Source organism: Marininema mesophilum, assembly GCF_900106775.1.
GTDB lineage: Bacteria > Bacillota > Bacilli > Thermoactinomycetales > DSM-45169 > Marininema > Marininema mesophilum.
Genome location: NZ_FNNQ01000010.1, coordinates 37,721 through 55,513, shown reverse-complemented (window position 1 = coordinate 55,513; position 17,793 = coordinate 37,721). Strand labels below are relative to the sequence as shown.

16 protein-coding genes are annotated in these 17,793 nt (G+C 46.2%); 1 reads left to right on the top strand and 15 read right to left on the bottom strand.

Annotation, left to right across the window (positions count from 1 at the left end; genetic code table 11):
• Nucleotides 1-40: 40 nt before the first annotated feature.
• Nucleotides 41-799 (bottom strand): CDP-alcohol phosphatidyltransferase family protein, encoded by a 759-nt coding sequence (locus BLV90_RS10445; protein WP_177168005.1) that lies wholly within the window; start codon nt 797-799, stop codon nt 41-43.
• Nucleotides 756-1,811: a glycosyltransferase family 2 protein gene (locus BLV90_RS10440; protein ID WP_091740396.1), complete on the bottom strand. Its 1,056-nt coding sequence runs from the start codon at nt 1,809-1,811 to the stop codon at nt 756-758. Before BLV90_RS10440 ends, BLV90_RS10445 begins: the two co-directional genes overlap by 44 nt.
• Before the next feature lie 388 nt (nt 1,812-2,199).
• Between BLV90_RS10440 and cax the strand changes: the two genes are divergently transcribed.
• Complete coding sequence (gene cax, locus BLV90_RS10435) at nt 2,200-3,282, top strand: calcium/proton exchanger (protein ID WP_091740393.1); 1,083 nt, start codon at nt 2,200-2,202, stop codon at nt 3,280-3,282.
• Nucleotides 3,283-3,447: 165 nt separating this feature from the next.
• Here the strand turns inward: cax and BLV90_RS10430 are convergent, their stop codons facing one another.
• The 13 genes from BLV90_RS10430 to purB all read right to left on the bottom strand — a co-directional run bounded on the left by BLV90_RS10430 (nt 3,448) and on the right by purB (nt 17,779).
• On the bottom strand, nt 3,448-5,004 hold the full coding sequence (locus BLV90_RS10430) for a PH domain-containing protein (protein ID WP_245726322.1): 1,557 nt from the start codon (nt 5,002-5,004) through the stop codon (nt 3,448-3,450).
• On the bottom strand, nt 4,958-5,485 hold the full coding sequence (locus BLV90_RS10425; RefSeq protein WP_177168004.1) for a PH domain-containing protein: 528 nt from the start codon (nt 5,483-5,485) through the stop codon (nt 4,958-4,960). The genes BLV90_RS10430 and BLV90_RS10425 overlap by 47 nt, the downstream gene beginning before the upstream one ends.
• A 537-nt stretch (nt 5,486-6,022) precedes the next feature.
• Nucleotides 6,023-7,291: a phosphoribosylamine--glycine ligase gene (purD, locus tag BLV90_RS10420; RefSeq protein ID WP_091740387.1), complete on the bottom strand. Its 1,269-nt coding sequence runs from the start codon at nt 7,289-7,291 to the stop codon at nt 6,023-6,025.
• Between the two features lie 265 nt (nt 7,292-7,556).
• Nucleotides 7,557-7,832, bottom strand: coding sequence for a hypothetical protein (locus BLV90_RS10415; RefSeq protein WP_091740384.1), 276 nt, complete (start codon nt 7,830-7,832; stop codon nt 7,557-7,559).
• Between the two features lie 59 nt (nt 7,833-7,891).
• A complete protein-coding gene (gene purH / locus BLV90_RS10410; protein WP_091740381.1) occupies nt 7,892-9,433 on the bottom strand; it encodes a bifunctional phosphoribosylaminoimidazolecarboxamide formyltransferase/IMP cyclohydrolase in 1,542 nt (513 codons plus the stop codon).
• A 53-nt stretch (nt 9,434-9,486) separates the two neighbouring features.
• The gene (gene purN / locus BLV90_RS10405) at nt 9,487-10,086 is read right to left on the bottom strand and encodes a phosphoribosylglycinamide formyltransferase (protein WP_342707319.1); all 600 of its coding nucleotides are present in this window, start codon (nt 10,084-10,086) and stop codon (nt 9,487-9,489) included.
• The gene (purM, locus tag BLV90_RS10400) at nt 10,086-11,129 is read right to left on the bottom strand and encodes a phosphoribosylformylglycinamidine cyclo-ligase (RefSeq protein ID WP_091740375.1); all 1,044 of its coding nucleotides are present in this window, start codon (nt 11,127-11,129) and stop codon (nt 10,086-10,088) included. The genes purN and purM overlap by 1 nt, the downstream gene beginning before the upstream one ends.
• Nucleotides 11,126-12,550 carry an amidophosphoribosyltransferase gene (gene purF, locus BLV90_RS10395; protein ID WP_091740371.1) on the bottom strand — a complete coding sequence of 475 codons (1,425 nt, stop codon included), beginning with the start codon at nt 12,548-12,550 and terminating at the stop codon, nt 11,126-11,128. Before purF ends, purM begins: the two co-directional genes overlap by 4 nt.
• Nucleotides 12,520-14,775 (bottom strand): phosphoribosylformylglycinamidine synthase subunit PurL, encoded by a 2,256-nt coding sequence (gene purL / locus BLV90_RS10390; protein WP_091740650.1) that lies wholly within the window; start codon nt 14,773-14,775, stop codon nt 12,520-12,522. Before purL ends, purF begins: the two co-directional genes overlap by 31 nt.
• 10 nt (nt 14,776-14,785) lie before the next feature.
• Nucleotides 14,786-15,469 (bottom strand): phosphoribosylformylglycinamidine synthase subunit PurQ, encoded by a 684-nt coding sequence (gene purQ / locus BLV90_RS10385; protein WP_091740368.1) that lies wholly within the window; start codon nt 15,467-15,469, stop codon nt 14,786-14,788.
• A gap of 2 nt (nt 15,470-15,471) precedes the next feature.
• Entirely contained in the window at nt 15,472-15,720 is a 249-nt protein-coding gene (purS, locus tag BLV90_RS10380; protein ID WP_091740366.1) for a phosphoribosylformylglycinamidine synthase subunit PurS, read from the bottom strand.
• The gene (gene purC, locus BLV90_RS10375; RefSeq protein ID WP_091740363.1) at nt 15,713-16,432 is read right to left on the bottom strand and encodes a phosphoribosylaminoimidazolesuccinocarboxamide synthase; all 720 of its coding nucleotides are present in this window, start codon (nt 16,430-16,432) and stop codon (nt 15,713-15,715) included. The genes purS and purC overlap by 8 nt, the downstream gene beginning before the upstream one ends.
• A 51-nt stretch (nt 16,433-16,483) precedes the next feature.
• Nucleotides 16,484-17,779 carry an adenylosuccinate lyase gene (gene purB, locus BLV90_RS10370; RefSeq protein ID WP_091740360.1) on the bottom strand — a complete coding sequence of 432 codons (1,296 nt, stop codon included), beginning with the start codon at nt 17,777-17,779 and terminating at the stop codon, nt 16,484-16,486.
• Nucleotides 17,780-17,793 lie beyond the last annotated feature (14 nt).

The window sequence follows — 17,793 nt, the reverse complement described above, 5'->3', positions numbered from 1 at the left end:
GTGTCACTATTACTTTACACAAATTTAATACCGTTGAAATCTAATCCAACTTTAATGTGGTAAGATACAACCGTATCATAGTTTTCATCGCCATTACAGTCAAATACAGAAGCACCCAACCACTAATGAAGGGGACATCTACGATCCATTCCACCACGATCGCGAGGGGTAATAGCGCGAAAAAACCAGGCATCCCGGTAAAAAAAGCGATCCACTCTAGCCGGGTGGATGTCGTTCGCATGTCGCTAACCGGATCGTTCTCGTCACTCTTCAAATTGATATAGTTGTAAGCGAGAGGTACCAAAAGTGCTAAGGTACCCATCAGGGCAGCGAGATAGATGAGTGTCACAGTAATTAAGGATAACTCCGCACTCCACAATCGATAAACACCCAATGCCATTCCTACGGTCATTGGGATACTGATCGCCCGGATCAATGTATCCAAGAATACTCCCAATCGACTGGTTACCTTGGTGAGCCTTGCTAATTCCCCATCTAGACAATCCCCGAGATAACCTAGGTTATAGGCTACCACAGCACCTAAGAGCCAGCTAACTTCGCCTGTAGCCAACATCCAACCACATAAGATGAAAAAGAAGAGGCTAAGCCAGCTAACCCCGTTAGGCGTGATTCGGGTGCGGCTTAGCGCCACTGTCACATAGATGGAAATCCTTCGTAATACATACCAAGACCAGATTTCCTCAGATTGACGAGGTTTCTGGCAAATCGATCGGTATTCAAGAATTCGCTCGGAATCAACGGGCAACGTTGGTAACTTTTTTGCCGTAACGTTCTTCATAGGCCCGGTCATTCCTCCAATAGTCAGGGCTTAAGAAACTTGCCGCTGATCCAATCCCACGGCTAAAGTGTAGTAGGAAAAAGGACAGCATACATGAAAAGAAATGTTTAGGACCTTTCATTTTCAGCATGCCCCAAGATGAAGCGAACAACAAGGCAAAGTACAGACTGCCTAATGTTAGTAATGTACCCAGAGCAATCGTACTGAAGAATGAAGTGATGCCCAATACCAAACTGGTAATCACAACCCCAAAGGGAATCAGATGTCGCCAGCGTAAAACACCACCGCCACGCTTGCTGGCCATCATCGTCCACTTACCATCCCCAAAAGATTTTTTCAGGAACGAAGATAACGTATTGCGAACGTAATACGTGGATTGTACACGGGTAGATAAGAAGAAGGATCCGCCGTTTTTACGGACACGGGCGTGCATCTCCAAATCTTCGTTTCGCTTCAATTGCTCATCAAAGTAGCCAACTTCCTCAAAAACTTCGCGTTTATATGCGGCATAAGGAACTGTGTCCACATAGCCTTCCCAGTCATTTTTGGCCGTACGGAACTTCGAGTTCCCTACACCAAAGGGATGGGAGTATACATGGGCATTTACTTCTCCCCAAAAACCATTACCTACCGTCTTAACCACACCACCCACACAGGAGGCTTCTGGCACCTTCTGTGCAGTTTCAAAGGTTCTAGACAGGAAGTTTTCTGGAATTTGGCTATGACCATCCACCCGAATTACATATCGTCCACTAGAATGTTGGATACCGATGTTCCAGCCAGTGGGTAATGTCTTTCTTGGGTTGGAAAGAACGCGAATTCGTCCTGGATGATGTTGGTTTGTTTCTTCGATGATTTCCGGCGTCCGGTCAGTGGAGTCGCCGTCCACAACAATAATCTCGTACTTGTCAGCAGGAAAATTTTGATTAAGGATCGAGTCCAGAAGATTCTCAATATAAGCTTCTTCATTGCGTACGACCAATAAAAAAGAGAAGATAAGTTCAGGTTTCATTATCGATCACTCCTCTCGCGCAGACATACGCAGGCAAATGACCATACAGACATCATAACATGGTACAGGGTTCTCGACAATTGAACAACACAGACTGTTACACATTCTCCACACCTGAAGGCTCTGAAAGTTTTGACGAGAACATATCATTTATCATACCATTTTGATTGTGGCACTTACATGAATTTCCCTTCATCATCGAATTATTCTTGCTTTATATATAAACGAAGGGAAGGGATGATTAGACTACATCCTTTTTATTTTTAAGAGGCCAATGCATTTTTTGGCTTATCTAGGTATGATCCCAGCTCATCTGGGGTCAAATAACATTGTGGAAGGGAACGGATGATCACCGTTTCACACCCAACCGACATGGAGGAATTGCAACGTGAGATCCCGCTGGTTTACCCCACTACTTATCCTAACCACCCTAGCAAGCGCCGCCGCTCATTTTTTGAGTACCAATGAACCGATACGCTTTACATTAGCCTCGCTATCCCTGCTTTTGTGGGCTGCTTTACTCGGTAAAGCGACGGAAAGTGTAGCGCACTATGCCGGGGAACGCCTAGGGGGCTTTCTGAATGCCACCTTCGGAAACGCGGCTGAATTGATTATCGCTATTTTCCTCGTACAAAAGGGATTGTTTGATATGGTTAAGGCCAGCATTACTGGTTCAATCATCGGAAACCTTTTACTTGTACTTGGATTGAGCATCTTTTGTGGAGGACTAAAATACAAGACCCAGTCCTTTAATACGATGCTCGCTGGACATAATGCTTCATTAATGCTTTTAGCAGTCATTGCTCTCTTCAGCCCTGCGGCCTTTGACAATCGCCTTGATCAATCAGGCATGCAATCCTTCAGCCTGATTATTGCCGGCCTTTTAATCGTCAGCTATTTCTTATGGCTCATATTCTCTATGATCACCCACAAAAAAGAATTAGGCGAGAGCCCCGTTATGGAAGCACCCACTAGCGGTGTTTCACAAACCTCTAATCATTTCGAGGAACCCGAGTGGACAAAACGTAATTCTATCCTTCTTCTCTTCATCGCTGCTGTCTTTGTAGCGATTCAAAGTGAATGGCTTGTAGGTAGCGTAGAAGCTGTTGCTAGCGCTTTGGGCTGGTCGGAGCTTTTCGTAGGTGCCTTCTTGATTGCCATTATTGGTAATGCCGCAGAACACAGTGCAGCGATTTTCCTTGCGATGAAAAATCGGATGGGAGCGGCTGTAGAGATCGCCGTGGGCAGCAGCCTGCAAATCTCTCTCTTTGTAGCTCCCGCTTTGGTATTTATCAGCCTATTCTTTGACAAGACTATGGATCTCACCTTCACCTCCATTGAACTCGCCGCTATCGCCATCGCTGCCTTTATCGCAACTTCGATTTCCAGAGATGGCTCGACGAACTGGTTTGAAGGGGTCCTACTGCTAATTGTTTATGCGATTTTGGGAACTGGTTTTTACTTAGTGTAATAGGGAGAAAAAATAATTTATTTAAAGATAAAAAACGGCCAGATGGCCGTTTTTTATCTTTAAATAAATTATTTTTTCTCTATAAGTAGGTGCAAATTGCACAAGATATCTCTTCTTGTCAAATCGTACAAAAGAACTGATATCCCTCTGCCCCAAATCGGTTAATTATCCTATATTCTTATCACTGCGATGAAGTATATTCCTTGTTGCATACCATTGATAATAGCGGTCAGCCATATCCATCGGTATATCTGATATTTCCAAGGCATCAAAAAGATCAAATGATTTAGTACGAGTTGAAATTTTTAGAGTAGCAAGACCAAAATTACGTTGTAATATTGATTGTGTTATTTTTAATTCTTCAATTTTGATTTGGGTTGTAACAAACAACCGTGTTGAAAAAGATCCTGTTTGATATTGAATAAAGGAATCTTTAAGCATGTAACAACTAAATAAACCACTTAGGATTTGCGAAATAGTGACAAGGGTACCCAAAGCCAATGCAATATACCATAGTTTCGGCCAAAAATATAACATGATCACCGCACCTACTATACAAATCAAACTTGACCGAACCAATTTGATAAAAATTGCAGACCGAGGAAGATTCGTCATATCTGACATAATAGTAAATGATGGTAATATGTCGGGGATTAGTTGTAAAGCTCTTTTCTTGTTTATAAATGGAAAGAGGGTATGCTGATCATCCTCGTCACCTGTGCATACAATTTTCACCTCTACAATACCTAATAATTTTTTTAGAAATTTTGCATTCAAAATGATCGCTTCAACTTTATCCTTTGGAATTGAAAATTTAGTCTTATCAAATAAACCTTTTTTAATATATATTCTTTTATGATCACTTGTCACTTCAAAATTCTTATATTTGACATAAGCTTCAACCCAGCCAAATAGCATCGATAACAGAAAAAAGGCAATAATACCAAGCGATGTTAGCAGCCAAGATTGTTGAAAGAATGAGTAGACGGTGTTGATATATGAATCTACTGAAAAAAAACCCTTTAAATAAGAAGCGTAGTCCTTTAAATGAGAATAACAAGCATAGAGAAATGAAGCGAAAACAAACAGGCTTAGTGAAGTAACTGCAGAGATAAATATTTCTTTGGATGTTACTTTATATTGTTGGTTTTTAGGAGACTGACCTTTATTTTTTACTTTTTCAATTGATTTTTTCTGATTTAGTTTATTTTCTTCTTTATTTATTAAATCAATATCACTCAATTGTTTTTGAATTCTCTCAGCTTCATTATATGTGATCATCTCTAGTTTAGCGGATGCTTTCTTTTCAGTTGAACCTGTATCTAGCAAGAGAGAGGTAAGCTTGAACAAACGATGGAAAAAAGGTGTGTCCTGACTAATGCCCTGGATTCGTTCTAATGGAATATAACGCTTTTCTTGAATAAAACGTCCTTCATGAATACATATTTCTTTTTCTGTAATAAGGTATTTAAAATGAAACCACTCTAAAAGAACAGATAATAAAATATATATTAAAGATACGATAATACCTATAACCACAATTTCTTTAAATAATGTAGACTTTGAATTTATATAAACGGCGAAAGCAATCACAAAAAAAGCTAACTCTTTAAAATACTTCCCCATTGAAAAAACAATCCATAGTGGATGGAGCCGACGGGCATGATTTATTGTTTTATCCCTCCCCATATTCAATTCCCGCCTCTCTTTTATTACTCTCATCTGATTCAACGCCTGCCAAAAAAGCAATATGATCTCTTAATTCAATAGCTATCTTTTCAGGAAGGGCGGGGATTTCATGCTCAGAAGCCATTGTACCAATTGTTATTGTTGATAAACCAAATTTCCGCAATAAGGGCCCCTGATTTGTATTTACAAATTGCACTTTAACCATCGGTATGATTAAGTGGGTTTTCTCCCATACTCCTCCATATCTTAATTGAATATACTTCTCGTCAACATCGTAGCGCCAGGTCTTTTGTCGATAAATAGGAACAAAGACTATTGAAATAATAGAATAAATGGGGGATGTAACTAAAAAGAAATAAAGGATATAGCCTATCCACCTATTCCATTCATAATAATGGCCCAAGCATAAAAGGATTAGCAATATGCTCAGTATGCTGATAAATGCGATTGTTTCTGCTATACGCCACACCTTAATTGCATCATTTGATATCTGCTGTTTTGGTTCCTTTATCATCTGTCCTATGAACCTCTTTCCTAATTGAAAGTTAATTTTTAAGTAATCAATGGACACTTATATAAACATATTTGTATCTCCATTTTTCAAATCGTCAAAATAGCCCCATATACTGGCTATAATTAGGCCCGCAATTAATGGTGGCTTCAAAAAAACCTCTCCTCCCATTTATCCTATTTATTGTGTATGGATATATTTTAAATCTCAAAAATAAAACCATACACCTATATAATAAGGCTTAAATCATTTTTAATCAATATTAGAGATTAAAGATTAGTTTTTTTAAATTTAAACTTTTAATATAAAATAATATAAACTCTAAAAATATGACGCGTCATGAAATATTGCATCCAGGTATTATACCAGCACCGATTTAATTAAATCATTGAAAGTTAGCTATGCTCATCAAGCAAGCATGTAAAACTAAATCAAAAAGTCATCCAACCTTTCTGAATAAAAAAGACGCCCTCATCTCGATCTACCTATCAAGAAGAAGTCGCCATGTCCCATTGATTTTTATACCATATATCCTCTTTTTTACTGTTCTGCCGCCTTCGCACCGATGTCTCGTCGATAGTGGACGCCTTCAAAGCGGATATTCATCGCTCGTTGATAAGCGGCATCCCGTGCATGGGCTAAATCTGCACCAAGGGCAGTGATACCGAGCACTCGCCCTCCTGCGGTTTTCCACTCATCGTCCTTTAAGGCAGTCCCGCTATGGAAGATGATGCTGTCCTTCGCTTCCTGCTCAAGCCCAGTAATGACATCCCCTTTCCGATAGGGGCCTGGATATCCGCTAGATGCTTGTACAACACAGACCGCGGATTCATCTTTCCAAGATAGCTTGGTGGAATGTAGTTCTCCATGAATCGTAGCGATCAGTACATCTAATAAATCATTTTCCAGACGAGGGAGAACGACTTGGGTCTCAGGATCACCAAAACGGGCATTAAATTCAATCACCTTTGGTCCCTCTTCGGTAACCATCAGCCCTGCATATAACACCCCAATATAATAGATCCCCTCGGTTGCTATCCCCCGTGCCATAGGTATCAAGATTTTCTCAATCGCTTCTGTTACCACATGATCAGAGATTTGCGGCACAGGGGAGTATGCCCCCATCCCGCCTGTGTTGGGCCCCTGATCCCCTGCAAAGACAGGCTTATGGTCCTGGGCAATCACCATTGGACGAACCGTCTCACCATCAACAAAGGCCATCAGGGAGATTTCCTGTCCAGTCAAATACTCCTCCACGACGATTTGTGCGCCCGCCTCGCCAAATGCACGCTGATCCATGATTTCATGAATGGCTTTTTCCGCTTCATTAATGGAATGGGCAACGGTCACCCCTTTTCCTGCCGCCAAGCCATCCGCTTTGATCACAATGGGGGCCCCTTGCTCCCTTACATACTTAAGAGCCTCCTCAGCCTGGGTAAATGCACGATATGCCCCTGTAGGGATCTCATACTTTTCCATCAGTTCCTTGGCGAATTTCTTGCTCCCCTCCACCTGCGCCGCCGCTTGGTTAGGGCCAAAGATGGCAAGCCCTCGACTTGTAAATGCATCTACAACCCCGGCTAACAGAGAATCCTCTGGCCCGACAACGGTAAGGTCAATGCTTTTTTCCTCCGCAAAGGCTTGCAGACCCTCTACATCCGTTGCAGACAACTGAGGTATGCATTCTGCGATCTGTCCAATCCCACTATTACCTGGTGCACAATAGAGCTCGGTAACTTGTGGACTTTGCTTTAACTTCCATACAAGCGCATGTTCCCTGCCTCCACTACCAATCACCAATACACGCAAGATGGTTCCCCTCCTACTGACAACTCTCTCTTAACTATCTCTTCTGGCACATTGTTCTACATCGATCAAGCAATCCTCTGCAATATAGAGCCTGTCCTACAAAGCAATGGGCGGGAAACGCCCCTTGCTCTGCCAGTAGCAAGCCTGCTGATGAATACAGGAAAAAGCCTCATTTTTTCCATTATGAGCTCTTTTGCTTTGGTGAGAGATGACAATAGCTACGTGGTACGAAGCCCTCACGTACTAACCATTGGCCTACCACCTACTAATTAAAACACAAACTGATTCCAAACAAAGCGATTGTACAAATAATGAAAATAAATGCCCAATCCTCCCGCGTGATCTCACTTTTCGACTGACGATGAACACTAGGAATGGACATTACTCCGCTGGTGATCAATGCTAATAGGAAAAAGACGCCACCAGCTATTCGTAGGCTATATTGCCACGAATCTGGAACATAAAAACCCATTACTGCCGCCAACACCATGAGGGCTCCCGTGACGAGTATGAGGGCGACCGACCATCGGATTACATGCATGACAAGACCCTCCCTCGGCATTCCGTGCTTTTATATATACGCCGGAGAGGGGTTAGGCGTTAATGTTTGAAGTGGCGGGTTGCTGTAAAAATCATCGCAATCCCATGCTTATTCGCTTCATCGATGGACTCTTGATCGCGAATGGAACCACCCGGTTGAATAATCGCAGTAATTCCAGCCTTCGCAGCCATCGCTACCGTGTCACCCATAGGGAAAAATGCATCAGAGGCAAGAACAGCACCCGCCGCTTCGTCCTTCGCCTGCTTAATAGCGATCGCCGCCGCACCTACCCGATTCATTTGACCGGCACCTACACCGAGGGTTTTTCCTTCTTTTGTAAGAACAATGGCATTGGACTTCACATGCTTAACTACTTTCCATGCAAACAGGAGCTCCTCCCACTCAGACACAGTAGGTTGACGTTCCGTTACGACTTGGCATTCTGCCTGCGACACCATTTTTACATCTGCACCCTGAACGAGTAAGCCACCGCGAACGGATTGCAATTGCAAAGGAGAACGAGAGTACCGAGATTCATCCTGGTGCCAACGCAGAAGACGTAAATTTTTCTTTTCACGGAGAATGGTAAGTGCTTCTTCTGTAAAGCTAGGTGCAAGTACGATTTCCAGGAAGATTTCCTTCAGTTGTAACGCAACATTCTTATCCACTTCCCGATTGACCGCAACAATGCCACCAAAAATAGAAACAGGGTCCGCATCAAGTACCTTCTGCCATGCCTGGCTTAGGGTTTCACTTGTACCGACACCACATGGATTCATATGTTTTACGCCAACTGCAGTCGGCTCGGTAAACTCCATAATAATCTCCAATGCTGCATTCGCATCGTTGATGTTGTTATAGGAGAGCTCTTTGCCGTGGAGTTGTTCGGCGGTGGCCATGGAAGGTCCTGCGGCGAGAGGTTCTCGATAGAAAGAAGCCGCCTGTTGTGGGTTTTCTCCGTAGCGAAGGGGCTGAATTTTTTCAAAGGTAACCGTCAACGCTTCAGGAGACTCCTCTGCTACTTCTTCGGTCAAATAGCCTGCGATCACTGCATCATAAGCCGCCGTATGACGAAAGGCCTTCGCAGCAAGTCGACGTCGAGTTGCCGAATCCACCCCTATAGATACCTTTTCCAGCACATCAGCATAATCCGCAGGATCGACTAGCACGGTCGCATAGCGATGATTCTTCGCCGCTGCACGTACCATCGAAGGGCCACCGATATCAATATTTTCCACTGCCTCTGCAAATGAAACCTCTGGCTTGGAAATGGTTTGTCGAAAAGGATACAAATTGACAACGACTAGATCAAACACGGAAATTTTCCAATCCTTCAATTGACGACGATGGCTCTCCTCATCACGGACAGCCAAAAGACCCGCATGGATGCGAGGGTGAAGGGTCTTTACCCGACCATCGAGAATTTCAGGAAATCCCGTTACCTCAGAAACACCGATGACGGGGATCCCTGCTTCTGCAAGCTGACGTTTGGTACCACCAGTAGAAACGATTTCTACACCTTGTGAAGCTAGGGTGCGAGCCAGTTCAATCACACCCGTTTTATCGGAAACGCTGATCAGTGCACGACGAATCGGTTGCAAGGGTATATCCTCCTTTGAAGTGAGCACTCATTCTCTTGTTGATAAATGGTTGATTAGCCGGATGACCTACTTACCGATGGATGATCAGGAATTCTTCCTGTGAGTAGCTTGTACACGGTATTGGGGTAGAGATTATGCTCGACGAATTGCACCTTTTTTGTCAATGTCTCAAGGGTATCATCCGGCTCTACTAGTACCGGCTTTTGATCCACGATCGGACCCGTATCCACCCCTTCATCGATCCAATGCACAGTGACGCCTGTCCAACGCACACCATACTCCAATGCCTTTTGAATCGCATCCTTCCCTTGAAACGCTGGCAAAAGGGAGGGATGGATATTAAGGATTCGCCAGGGGTACGCTTGCAATAAAGTAGGGCCGATTAGACGCATATAGCCGGCTAGCAGGATCCACTCAATCCCATACTCTTGCAAAGTAGAGAGGATGGCTTCTTCATACTTGGCTTTATTCTCATAGTTCTTGGGCACCAGGGTGACCGTAGGTATCCCGAGACGCTCCGCTCGCTCCAGTACACCTGCCCCAGGTCGATCACAAATGAGTAGGGATACTTCCTTAGGCCATTGCCGCCGCGACTGGTCAGCGAGGACTTCAAAGTTACTACCACTTCCCGAAGCAAAGATGGCGATACTCATCACATCTTCCCTCCTGACCAGGAGAAAGATTCTGACCCTTCGGACACACGTCCGATCAGATAAGCTTTCTCCCCCAATTTCTCCGCAACCTCACAAGCGGCTTGTGCCTCATCCCATGGGAGACAAAGAACAAAACCGATGCCCATATTGAAGGTGCGATAAAGATCCCCATCCGTCAATGAACCTTCTTTCTGCAGTTCACGAAAAATGACTGGAATCTCCCAAGAGCCCATATTCACCTCTGCGCAAAGGCCCGTTGGTATCATCCGAGGAATGTTTTCAACCAATCCTCCGCCGGTGATATGTGCCGCACCCTTCACAGTAAATTGTTTGCACAACTCTTGAAATGCCTTGACATAGATCCGGGTAGGCCTTAAAAGCTCTTCGCCCCAGGTATGCTCTCCCCAGGGAACCAACTCTGTAAGACGATGCTGATTCTCTTCCTTCTCCCCAAAGAGTATCCGTCTAACGAGGGAATAGCCATTGGAGTGTAGTCCATTGGAAGCCAAGCCAACTAACGCATCCCCTGCTTGGATACCCTTACCATCAAGGAGCATATGGCGTTCTACCGCCCCTACACTAAAACCAGCTACATCATATTCCCCTTTTGCGTACATGCCCGGCAGCTCCGCTGTTTCACCACCAATAAGCGCACAGCCCGCTTGCTCACACCCATCTGCGATCCCTTGGACGATTTGCTCAATTTGCTGTGGAGAAAGCTTCCCTGTACCTACATAATCCAAGAAGAATAGCGGCTCCGCACCCTGGACGATCAGATCATTGACACACATGGCCACACAATCAATGCCAATGCTATCATGTCGTTCCAAAGCAAAGGCTAGCTTTAACTTGGTGCCCACGCCGTCCGTAGCCGCTACCAGAATGGGCTCTTTATATCCCTGGAGTGCAAACATGCCACCAAATCCGCCAATACCACCCAATACCTCGGGACGATGCGTACGAGTAACATGCCCCTTTATCCGTTCCACTGCCTCATTCCCTGCATCGATATCTACACCCGCCTGCCGATACGCTTCGCTCATCGTCTTCCCTCCACAGCCAGGGATTCTTCCTCATCAATCCTCGTTGGATAGCGACCGCTAAAGCAGGCAAGACAATGGCCATGGTGGCCATTTTCAACAGGGCGATCCACTGCCGCGATCATTCCCTCTGGGCTGAGGAAAGTTAAGCTATCTGCACCAATCTCCTGACAAATCTCCTCTACTGTATGGGTAGCAGCAATCAGTTGTTGGCGATTTGCCGTATCGATCCCATAAAAGCAGGAATATTTAACAGGTGGAGAGCTGATCCGCACATGAACCTCTGTTGCTCCAGCATCCCGAAGCATATTAACGATGCGGCGACAGGTAGTACCACGCACGATGGAGTCGTCAATCATCACAACTCGTTTTCCTTCCACCACTTTACGCACCGCAGAGAGCTTCATTTTTACTCCTTGTTCGCGCAATTCCTGACTTGGTTGAATAAATGTCCGTCCAACATAACGGTTTTTAATCAACCCTAACTCATATGGGATGCCTGCCGCCTCAGCAAAGCCAATCGCCGCAGAGATACTAGAATCAGGAACGCCGGTCACTACATCCGCTTCCACAGGTGCCTCTTCGTACAGTTTTTGACCTAATCGCTTTCGAGCGGAGTGTACATTGATTCCATCAATATCACTATCTGGACGAGCAAAATAGATATATTCAAAGGAGCAAACAGCCTTCGGTGCGGCGGCGGAAAAGCGGGTGCTTCGCATCCCATCCTGATCCAATACAAGGAGTTCTCCAGGTTGTACCGCTCGTACAAATTCGGCTCCGATCACATCAAAGGCACAAGTCTCTGAGGAGAATACCGTTGAATTGCCTAACATCCCCATAGAGAGGGGACGCAACCCATGGGGATCCTGAGCGGCAAACAAGCGATCATTGGTAAGAATGAGTAGTGCATACGCCCCTGTTAGCTGATTCAACGCTTCCTTAATCGCCCCTTCCAGATCTCGTGCATCGGAACGAACGATCAAATGGAAGATCACTTCTGTATCGGAGGTGGTGTGAAATACCGCCCCCTCTTTTTCCAGCTCCCCACGCAACCGTTTGGCGTTTACCAAGTTTCCATTGGTAGCTAAAGCCATCTGACCCACTACTGAATGATGAAAGACCAGTGGTTGTGCATTGGTCAGCATGCTCTCACCCGTTGTAGAGTAGCGTACATGACCAATCGAGCGATTTCCCGCAAGGCTTTCCATGATATCTGGTGTAAATACCTCATTTACAAGGCCCATACTCCGGTGATAGAGAAATCCATCTCCATTGGTCGCTACGATGCCGGCACTTTCTTGCCCGCGGTGTTGAAGGGCGTGAAGTCCATAATAAGTGAGTTGAACCGCATCAGGGTGTTCTAGGATACCAAAAACCCCACACTCTTCTTTTAATTCGTCAAAGACGCATTCATCGCGCATGGGATTGCCTCCTCCCAGATGGTTTGCAGGCTACTCACTTGCTCAGAAACCACCTCTACTCCATTGATCCAAATGGAGAGTTGTTCACCGCTAACTTCCCCGATCCGACTACAGGTCACACCCTGCTTCTCCACCATCGCCATCGCTTCCTTTGCAAATTCTTTTGGCACAGATAGAAGCACTCTGGACTGGGACTCACCAAATAGGTAAGGGATCACCGTAAGGTCTGTTTCCACATCAATCCGAGCCCCTAATCCCTTAGCAAAAGCAGATTCGGCTATTGCAACTGCAAGGCCTCCTGTGGAAAGATCGTGGGCGGATGAAACGTTCCCTGCCTGAATCAGGTGTAATACCGCTGACTGAAGGGCTTTTTCCGCTGCAAGGTCTAGTTGTGGTGGACGACCGGAAATCATTCCTAACACCTGCTGTTGGAGCTCACTTCCCCCTAGCTCTCCGAAGTTTGCACCTAGCAGGAGAAGGACGTCCCCTTCCTGTTGGAAGGACTGCGTAGTGATATGATCTCGACTCTCCACGAGCCCAACCATCCCGACTACTGGTGTTGGATGAATCGCAGAGCCCTTCGTTTCGTTATAAAGGCTGACATTTCCCCCGACAACCGGTGTGCCTAGTTGCCGACAGGCTTCACCCATCCCATCGATAGCATTTTCCAACTGCCAAAAAACATCAGGCTTTTCTGGATTGCCAAAGTTAAGGCAATCGGTAATCGCTAAGGGGCGAGCCCCTGCACAAACGACATTGCGCGCCGCCTCAGCAACTGCTGTTGCACCGCCAACATGAGGGTCAAGCTTCACATAGCGACTGTTTCCATCTACAGACATGGCGAGACCCTTATCCAACCCATCAAGAACGATGACCGCAGCATCTGAACCTGGGCGGACAGCGGTAGAGGTACGCACCATGGAATCATATTGTTGATAGACCCAACGCTTGCTGGCCAGACTAGGTGCCGCAAGTACCCTTTGTAGAGCCTCGGTAGGATCTACTCCAGTGAGCTCCTCCATATACGAAGCAGCGGTCTCCTCCCGGAAGGATAGAGGCTCCTCACCCTGGCGGTAATTGATCGGTGCATCATCTACCAGGGTTTTGACAGGAATATCGGCGACACATTCTCGTTGGTGGAAAATCCGGTAGCGATCTCCCTCTGTTACCCGTCCAACGACGGCTGAAGGAAGCTCCCATTTATCCAGCACTTCTTTTACCTCGGCTTCCCGTCCCTCTTCCACGACAAGAAGCATTCGTTCCTGGGATTCTGAAAGCATGATCTCATAGGGAGACATTCCCTCTTCTCGTTGGGGAACATCGTCCAGGTAGAGATCGAGGCCAACTCCGCCTTTGGCCGTCATTTCTGCACTGGAGCAGGTCAATCCAGCGGCACCCATATCCTGAATGCCCAACAGGATACCCTTTTGTACCAGTTCAAGACAAGCTTCCAGAAGCAGTTTTTCCATAAAGGGATCGCCCGCTTGTACTGAAGGACGCTTCTCCTCTGACGCCTCGGAAAGCTCCTCCGATGCAAAGATAGCTCCATGGATTCCATCCCTACCTGTGCTAGCCCCTACATAGATCACAGGATTGTCTACTCCCTTGGCCACACCCTGCTGGATGTCCTCATGGTTAATGATCCCCACGCACATGGCATTCACCAGGGGATTACCCTCGTAGGTAGCGTCAAACTCCACTTCACCGCCTACTGTGGGGATACCAACAACATTGCCATAATGAGCGATACCTGCGACGGCTTGTTCTAAGAGATAGCGGACACGCGGGCTTTCCAGTGGTCCAAAACGCAGGGAGTTTAAAAGAGCGACCGGGCGAGCTCCCATGGAGAAAACATCCCGAATAATTCCTCCTACCCCTGTAGCCGCCCCTTGAAAGGGTTCTACAGCAGTCGGGTGATTATGACTCTCGATTTTAAACACAACTGCCTGGCCATCACCAATATCGATCACCCCAGCCCCTTCTCCAGGACCTTGAAGTACCCGCGGCCCATCAACCGGGAGACGTTTTAAGAGGGGTTTGGAATTTTTGTAGCTACAATGCTCCGACCACATCACACTGTAAATCCCAAGTTCCGTCCAGTTGGGCAAGCGCCCCAGATGCTTTTCAACCTGCTCGAATTCAGCTGGGGTAAGGCCTAATTCGCTATACAGCTTGCGATCACGGATTTCCTCTGGAGTTGGTTCCATCACGGTTGACGTTCCCATCACATTCTGATTAGGCTGCACCGATTTTCTCCTCCCAGTAACGAAGCATCGAAGTAAACATTTTTGCTCCATCTTGACTTCCCATCCACTCAACAATCGCTCGTTCCGGATGGGGCATCAAGCCAAGAACGTTGCCTTCTCTATTTGAAACACCTGCAATATCCTCGACTGAACCATTTGGATTGCTCCCTACGTACCGGAAAACAATCTGTCCATTCTGCTCCAATTCCTTGAGGGTAACTTCATCACAGTAAAAGTTCCCTTCACCGTGTGCAATTGGCAGTTGTATCCCTTCATCCCTTCGGTAGTCCTGGGTAAAGGCCAGGGAATTGTTGACCACCGTCAACGGTTGAATATCACACCGAAATTTCAGATGATCATTCACTCTCATGGCTCCAGGTAACAGCCCAGCTTCCTGGAGAATTTGAAACCCGTTACAGATACCAAGCACCAATTTCCCCTCGGAGGCCGCTTTAACCACACCCTCCATCACTGGAGAAAAACGAGCCAGTGCACCTGCCCGAAGATAATCTCCATAGGAGAAACCCCCTGGCACAATGATCGCATCATACTGATCCAAATCCCGCTGAGTATGCCAGACAAAATCTACCGGTTCCCCTAAAACGGTAGTTATCGCCTTTTCACAATCGATATCACAGTTTGACCCTGGAAAGACAGGAACCGCAAAACGCATGATTACGCCCCCTCCAGCTCGTAATCATAGGTTTCGATCACAGGGTTAGCGAGAAGCTTCTGGCACATTTCTTCAACCTTCTCTCCAGCCTCTGTCGACCCTGGTGCACTGATCCATACTTCCATCGTTTTTCCGATTCGGACATCCGTCACAGCGGCAAATCCGAGGGAATGAAGGGATCCTTTGACAGCACTTCCCTGGGGATCTAGCACACTCGTTTTTAGACGTACAGTGATGGTCGCTTTATACATGGGTTTCTCCTCCTAGGCGGCTCCATATTTCATGATAGGCTTCCTCAACATCGCCTAAATCGCGACGAAAACGGTCTTTATCTAGTCGTTTTCCACTCTCTTTATCCCAAAAACGACAGGTGTCTGGGGAGATCTCATCCGCCAGCAATAGTCGCCCATCCCCATCGATGCCAAACTCCAATTTAAAATCAACCAGGGTGATACCACATCGATCCATCTGTTCACTGAGAAGTTCGTTGACCTTGAGAGCAATCTCCTTCATCTGGGTCACTTGCTCATCGGTAGCCAATTCGATAGCTGCAATATGATCCTCCGTGATCAGGGGGTCCCCTAGCTCATCATTTTTGTAACAGATCTCCACTACGGGTCTTGCAAAGCGTCTCCCTTCCTCAATCCCCAGCCGGTTGGCCAACGTTCCTGCGGAGATATTGCGCACGAGTACCTCTAGTGGGATAATCGTTACCCTTCTCACCAATTGCTCTGTCGCAGATATCTCTTTTAAGAAATGATGCTCTACTCCTTTTTCACCAAGAAACTGAAACAGACGCGCACTGATGCGATTATTCCACTTTCCTTTATCCTGGATGCTTCCTCGCTTTTGGGCATTATAAGCCGTTGCATCATCCTTGTACGCCACCCAAACCTGCTGCGGATTATCTGTGAGGTAGATCTTTTTCGCTTTCCCCTCGTAGAGGAGTTCCCCCCGCTTCATGCTGACCTTCCCCTTCCCTATGGTCAATTAGTTAAAACTAGCCCCTCGATTTCAAAGTAACTTCAACCGGCGAAATAGCTCATCCACCCGTTGTAGGTGGTAATGATAATCAAAGCAATCGGCAATCTCATGTTCATTGAGAATTGTCGGGATCACCTCATCCCCCTCCACCAACTCGCGGAATTGGATTCCCTCTTCCCAGGCCTGCATGGCAAGCTTTTGCACGCGGTCGTAGGCTTCTTCTCGCTTTAACCCTTTATCGATTAGAGAGAGCAGCACCCGCTGGGAATAAATCAAACCATAGGTACGAGACATGTTCCGTTTCATATTCTCAGGGAAAACGGTAAGGTTCGCTACGATGGTTGCAAAACGATTTAACATATAATTGAGAAGGATCGTTGCATCTGGCAAAATGACGCGCTCTGCAGAGGAGTGGGAGATATCTCGTTCATGCCAGAGAGGAACATTTTCATAAGCCGTCACCATATGCCCACGAATGATCCGCGCAAGACCCGTAATATTTTCAGAACCAATCGGATTTCGTTTATGAGGCATGGCAGATGAGCCCTTCTGTCCCTTAGCAAAGGCTTCCTCTACTTCCCTTGTTTCACTTTTTTGCAAACCACGAATCTCCACTGCAAATTTTTCTAGGGAGGTAGCAATCAGGGCTAGTGAAGAAAGATACTCAGCATGTCGATCCCTTTGCAGTGTCTGTGTGGAGATCGGTGCTGGTGTAAGGCCAAGCTCGCGGCAAACATACTCTTCTACAAAGGGATCAATATTGGCATAGGTTCCTACCGCACCGGACAATTTCCCAACAGCTACCGTTTCTATCGCGTGAACCAATCGATCTCGGTTTCGTTGCATCTCTGCGTACCAGAGTCCCATTTTTAAGCCGAAGGTAGTGGGTTCTGCATGAACGCCATGGGTACGCCCCATCATCACTGTATCTTTATGTTCCAGCGCCTTCGCCTTTAGCACCTCGAGGAAACGATCCACATCCTGCAATAAAATCGCATTTGCTTGTTTCATCAAATAGGAAAGAGCTGTATCCACGACATCTGTGGATGTGAGTCCATAATGAACCCATTTAGACTCGGGTCCTAGGGTCTCTGCTACCGCTCGGGTAAAGGCAACTACATCGTGGCGCGTTTCCTCTTCAATCTCCAGGATTCTTGCTACATCAATCCGCGCGTTCTCACGAATCTGCTTAACATCTTCCCGAGGAATGACCCCTAATTCTGCCCAGGCTTCACAAGCGAGAATTTCTACTTCTAACCAGGCACGATACCGATTTTCATCCGTCCAAATCGCACCCATTTCAGGTCGTGTATACCGCTGAATCACGTTAGGTCCACCTC

What these genes read in the sequence shown, in the direction of transcription:
- BLV90_RS10445 (WP_177168005.1), bottom strand. Translation starts at nt 799, where the DNA reads ATGAAGAACGTTACGGCAAAAAAGTTACCAACGTTGCCCGTTGATTCC.
- BLV90_RS10440 (WP_091740396.1), bottom strand. Translation starts at nt 1,811, where the DNA reads ATGAAACCTGAACTTATCTTCTCTTTTTTATTGGTCGTACGCAATGAA.
- BLV90_RS10430 (WP_245726322.1), bottom strand. Translation starts at nt 5,004, where the DNA reads ATGAGAGTAATAAAAGAGAGGCGGGAATTGAATATGGGGAGGGATAAA.
- BLV90_RS10425 (WP_177168004.1), bottom strand. Translation starts at nt 5,485, where the DNA reads ATGATAAAGGAACCAAAACAGCAGATATCAAATGATGCAATTAAGGTG.
- BLV90_RS10415 (WP_091740384.1), bottom strand. Translation starts at nt 7,832, where the DNA reads ATGCATGTAATCCGATGGTCGGTCGCCCTCATACTCGTCACGGGAGCC.
- purN (WP_342707319.1), bottom strand. Translation starts at nt 10,086, where the DNA reads ATGAGTATCGCCATCTTTGCTTCGGGAAGTGGTAGTAACTTTGAAGTC.
- purM (WP_091740375.1), bottom strand. Translation starts at nt 11,129, where the DNA reads ATGAGCGAAGCGTATCGGCAGGCGGGTGTAGATATCGATGCAGGGAAT.
- purF (WP_091740371.1), bottom strand. Translation starts at nt 12,550, where the DNA reads ATGCGCGATGAATGCGTCTTTGACGAATTAAAAGAAGAGTGTGGGGTT.
- purL (WP_091740650.1), bottom strand. Translation starts at nt 14,775, where the DNA reads ATGGGAACGTCAACCGTGATGGAACCAACTCCAGAGGAAATCCGTGAT.
- purQ (WP_091740368.1), bottom strand. Translation starts at nt 15,469, where the DNA reads ATGCGTTTTGCGGTTCCTGTCTTTCCAGGGTCAAACTGTGATATCGAT.
- purS (WP_091740366.1), bottom strand. Translation starts at nt 15,720, where the DNA reads ATGTATAAAGCGACCATCACTGTACGTCTAAAAACGAGTGTGCTAGAT.
- purC (WP_091740363.1), bottom strand. Translation starts at nt 16,432, where the DNA reads ATGAAGCGGGGGGAACTCCTCTACGAGGGGAAAGCGAAAAAGATCTAC.